This is a genomic window from Streptomyces torulosus (genome assembly GCF_001419765.1).
Taxonomy (GTDB): Bacteria; Actinomycetota; Actinomycetes; order Streptomycetales; family Streptomycetaceae; genus Streptomyces; species Streptomyces torulosus.
This window is the reverse complement of the sequence record NZ_LIRK01000284.1, coordinates 1-4,331: the sequence shown is the minus strand read 5'-3', so window position 1 is coordinate 4,331 and position 4,331 is coordinate 1. Positions and strand designations below refer to the sequence as shown.

Annotated in this window: 4 protein-coding genes; 2 read left to right on the top strand and 2 right to left on the bottom strand. The window is 72.3% G+C overall.

All coding sequences use genetic code 11. The features are described from left to right. Both AOK23_RS20325 and AOK23_RS20320 read right to left on the bottom strand, forming a co-directional pair. Positions 1–505 (bottom strand): D-glutamate cyclase family protein (locus AOK23_RS20325; protein ID WP_157878097.1); only part of this gene is annotated, 505 nt, incomplete at its 3' end. Next, on the bottom strand, positions 502–1,824 hold the full coding sequence (locus AOK23_RS20320) for an MFS transporter (RefSeq protein ID WP_055714117.1): 1,323 nt from the start codon (positions 1,822–1,824) through the stop codon (positions 502–504). The genes AOK23_RS20320 and AOK23_RS20325, both read right to left, overlap by 4 nt. Before the next feature lie 250 nt (positions 1,825–2,074). On the opposite strand from AOK23_RS20320, the gene AOK23_RS20315 reads away from it, so the two are divergent. Both AOK23_RS20315 and AOK23_RS20310 read left to right on the top strand, forming a co-directional pair. Beyond that, on the top strand, positions 2,075–2,770 hold the full coding sequence (locus AOK23_RS20315) for a GntR family transcriptional regulator (RefSeq protein ID WP_055714116.1): 696 nt from the start codon (positions 2,075–2,077) through the stop codon (positions 2,768–2,770). Between the two features lie 155 nt (positions 2,771–2,925). Continuing rightward, positions 2,926–4,331: hypothetical protein (locus AOK23_RS20310; RefSeq protein ID WP_240496472.1), on the top strand; the 1,406-nt coding region annotated here is incomplete at its 3' end.

Here is a 4,331-nt window from a genome sequence, read left to right as displayed (position 1 = left end):
GCCGGCCCGCGGGCCGGCACTGACGGCCGGTGACGTACATGGGGACGTTGCGGCCCTGCTCGATGTGGCGCATCGGGACGCCGGCCTCGGTGAGCGCCCACTCGAAGGTGAAGCTGCACCCGATGAGGAACGACACCAGGTCGTCCCGCCAGACGTCGACCACGTCCGTCGGTTCGGCCACCAGGTCGCCGTGCTCCCACACCCGGTAGCGGGGGAGGTCGGTGCGCAGGTCGGCGCCCTCGGCGAGCGGGGTGGTCCAGGCTCCCGCGTCCGTCACGTCGAGCACCGGACAGGGCTTCGGATTGCGCTGACAGAACAGCAGCATGTCGTACGCCCAGTCGGCGGGCACCGAGATCAGATTCGCCTGGGTGTGCCCGGCGGCGACACCGGCGGTGGGCCCCGGCAGCCCGGCGCGGAACCGGGCGCGGGCCTCACCGGGGCTCCACGCGTGCGCGTGCGGCTCTACCAGGGTCACGGGACGGTCCTGCGCGGTCGCGGGGTTCATACCAGCTCCTGCCCGCGCGTCTCCGGCAGGCCGAGGAGGGCGACGGCCGCCAGGGCGTAGCCGATCGCGCCGAAGACCAGCGCGCCGCCCACCCCCCAGCTGTCCGCCAGGAAGCCGACCGTCGTCGGGAACACGGCGCCCACGGCGCGCCCGGTGTTGTACGTGAAGCCCTGCCCGGTGCCGCGCACGGCCGCCGGGTACAGCTCGCTCAGGTACGACCCGAAGCCGCTGAAGATCGCCGACATGCAGAACCCGAGCGGGAAACCGAGCACCAGGAGAAGGCCGTTGGCGCCGCTCGGTATGTTCGCGTACGCCAGGATGCACAGCGCCGACAGCACCGCGAAGAGCCAGATGTTCCGCCTGCGGCCGAGGCGGTCGGTGAGGTAGCCGCCGGTGAGGTAGCCGATGAAGGCACCGGAGATCAGGAACGTGAGATAGCCGCCGGTGCCGACGACGGACAGGTCGCGCTCGGTCTTCAGATACGTCGGCACCCAGGTCGCCAGGGTGTAGTAGCCGCCCTGGACGCCCGTGGACAGCAGCACGGCGAACAGCGTCGTGCGCAGCAGTCCGGGAGCGGCCGCGGTGCCGGGCCGGAAGATCGCGGCGAACGAGCCCTTCTCGGCGCTCCGCTCCCGCGCGGCGGCCGCCTCCGGGGCGTCCTCGACCGAGCGGCGCACCCAGACGACGAGGAGCGCGGGCAGCGCGCCCGTCCAGAACATCACGCGCCAGGCGAGGTCGTCGCCGAAGACGGAGAAGACCACCGTGTAGACGATCACGGCGAGTCCCCAGCCGACGGCCCAGGAGCTCTGGATCGCGCCGAGCGTGCGCCCCCGGTGCTTGGCGCTCGCGTACTCGGCGACCAGGATCGCGCCGACCGCCCACTCGCCGCCGAAGCCGAGGCCCTGGAGGGCCCGGAAGACCAGCAGCGTCTCGTAGTTGGGCGCGAAGCCGCAGGCCACGGTGAAGACCGCGTAGGTGATCACGGTGATCATCAGGGCCTTCACCCGGCCGATCCGGTCCGCGAGCACACCCGCGGCGGCGCCGCCGATCGCCGAGACGACCAGCGTGACCGTGGTGAACAGGCCGGTCTGGCCGCTGTCCAGCCCGAAGTAGGCCGCGAGCGCGACCATGCTCAGCGGCAGCGTGAAGTAGTCGTACGAGTCGAGGGCGTAGCCGCCGAACGCGCCGCCGAAGGCGCGGCGGCCGCGCGGGCCGAGGGCGCGCAGCCAGCCGAACGCGCCGTCGTCAGCGGCTTGTGCGCCTGCCGAGGGCTGAGATGTGGTCGTGGGGACCGAGGAGGAGGGAGGGGTCGAGCTCATGAGCACCTCGCAATGAGGGACGGAGGATGCGTGAGAGGTGAACCGTGCCGTCGTGCCGTGTCGGCGTGCCGCGCCGTTGTGTCGTGTCGGCGTGCCAAGCCGTTGTGCCGTGCCGCGTGGGGGCGGTCGGCGCCGGGTGGGGCGAACCGTGGCGTGGTTCGGGGCGCCTGTCCAGCAAGGTAGAGGATCGTTGAACGATCCTTCAATACCCATGTTGTCTCGTTCTGATGACTGCGGTTGAATTCGGCGCATGGCCGCCGAACTGACGGGACTTGCCGACGACCGGGCCCTGCTGGGCCGCACCAGCACCGCCGAGCGGGTTTCGGACATCCTCCGGAGCCGGATCGCCGAAGGCTTCTTCCCGCCGGGCACCCGCCTGTCCGAGGACAGCATCGGCGGTGCCCTCGGGGTCTCCCGCAACACCCTCCGGGAGGCGTTCCGCCTGCTCACCCATGAACGGCTCCTCGTGCACGAGCTCAACCGCGGGGTCTTCGTGCGGGTCCTCACCGTCCAGGACGTCGAGGACATCTACCGCACCCGCCGGCTCGTGGAGTGCGCCGTCGTCCGCGGGCTCGGCGAGCCGCCGTACGGCCTCGACGGGCTCGCCGAGGCGGTCGCCGACGGTCAGCGGCAGGCGCGGGAGGGCGACTGGAAGGGCGTCTCCACCGCCAACATCCACTTCCACCGCGAACTGGTCGCCCTCGCGGGCAGCGCCCGCACCGACGAACTCATGCGCAGCGTCTTCGCCGAACTGCGGCTCGCGTTCCACGTGGTGGACAACCCGCGCAAGCTCTACGAGCCGTACCTGGCGCGGAACCAGCTGATCCTCGGGACGCTCCAGCGGGGCGAACGCGACCGGGCCGAGGAGATGCTGGCCGAGTACCTCGACGACTCGCTGCAGGGCCTGGTCGAGGTCTACGGCCGCCGGGTGGCCGACGTGTCCTGAGCGGGCTGCGACCCAGCCCGGGATGGTGATGTCGGGCGAGGGCCGGTGGTACGGCGTTCGCCCGGCCCGGTGGCGTGGCGTTCTCCGCTCGGCCCGGTGGCCCGCCGGGGCAGCGATTTGGGTCGCTGTCAGACCCAGGACCTAATCTGTGCACCGTGACTTCACCCGTATCGACGGACAGCGTTCCGCCCCAGCTCAGCGCGGGGCCGCGCCCGGCGCCGGGCCCGGCCGCCGACGAGGGCCTGGCGCGGCGGCTGCGCGCGCTCGCCTGCACCGCGCCGCTGCACGACCTCGACGCGCGCAAGGCCAACCTCGCGGGTGAGTACTCGGTGTACGGCATGGCGGAGGTCGCCCTCGCCGCCATCGACCTGGTCACGCTCAACATGGACTTCGACACCGGCGCCGACCACGACCAGATCGTCGCCCGGCTCATCCCCCGTATCGCCGCCCAGGCCCCGCGGCGCCCCGTCGAGGAGCACGAGCGCGTCGCCCGCTGGGTCCTGGAGAACCTGATCAACGTCGGCAGCGTCGACCGCGGGTTCCGCGCCGTCTACGGCACCTTCGCCTCCGACGGCACCTATGTGCGCCGCGACTACGACTTCAAGCTGATCGAGGAGGTCCCCGGGTACGGAGGCGGGGTCTACCTCCGCACGACCGACGAGGCGGTCAACGTCCTGGTGGGCGCCCTCGACACCGACGTCACCAGCGCGCAGATCGCCGCCGAGGTCAAGCTGGAGGTCCTCATCAGCCGGGGCCGGCTCGCCGACGCCCAGCTCGCCGCCGAACAGGCGCGCTACCGGACCGTGCAGTACTCGGAGACGCTCCGCAAGGCCCTGGACGCCACCCGGCGCAACGTCCGCGCGGTCGACTGGCTCCAGGCCGTCCCCGACATGATCGCCGAGGCGCTCGACCACGTAGCCGACCGCTACCGCCACGAGAACGCGATCCTCACCAACATCCGCAAGGCCCGCGACGAGTCCGAGGACCCCGAGCAGAAGCGGCGCGCCGCCGAGCTCGTCGACATCGTCAAGGACTGCATCCGCCGGCACACCCAGTTGCAGTCCCGGCTGCTGGAGGCCGGCCCCCTGTTCCGCGCGGAGCAGGACCGGCAGGCCTTCGCCACCCCCATGACGACCTCGGGGACCGACCTCTACGGCCATCTGCTCGCACCGCTGCTGCCGCTGCCCGTGGAGCAGGCCCGGCGGGTGACCGACGCGTTCTTCGCCCGCGGGACGGGGCTGCGTACGCCGGGATCCCCGCGGCTCGGGGACCTCGTCGACCTCCTGTTCACACCCCCGGTGGAGCGGGAGCACCTGGGCGCGGAGATGCCGGAGCCGGACCTGATCGCCACCCCGGACGACAGCCGGTTCAGCGAGGAGCAGCTGGCCGCGGCGATGCGGCTGCTGGACCTCCCCGCCGATGCGCCCCGACGGCTGTCGGGACTGCTCGCGGAGGCCCGGCGGTCCGACCCCGAACTGCCCTACCTCGTCGCCCTGCCGGTAGGCCGTGCCGAACGGGGGGCTGGCCGCGTGCACGGCCAGCAGGGCGACGAGGTAGGGCA

Coding starts and splice junctions, on each gene's coding strand:
- AOK23_RS20315 (WP_055714116.1), top strand. CDS start 2,075: ATGGCCGCCGAACTGACGGGACTTGCCGACGACCGGGCCCTGCTGGGC.
- AOK23_RS20320 (WP_055714117.1), bottom strand. CDS start 1,824: ATGAGCTCGACCCCTCCCTCCTCCTCGGTCCCCACGACCACATCTCAG.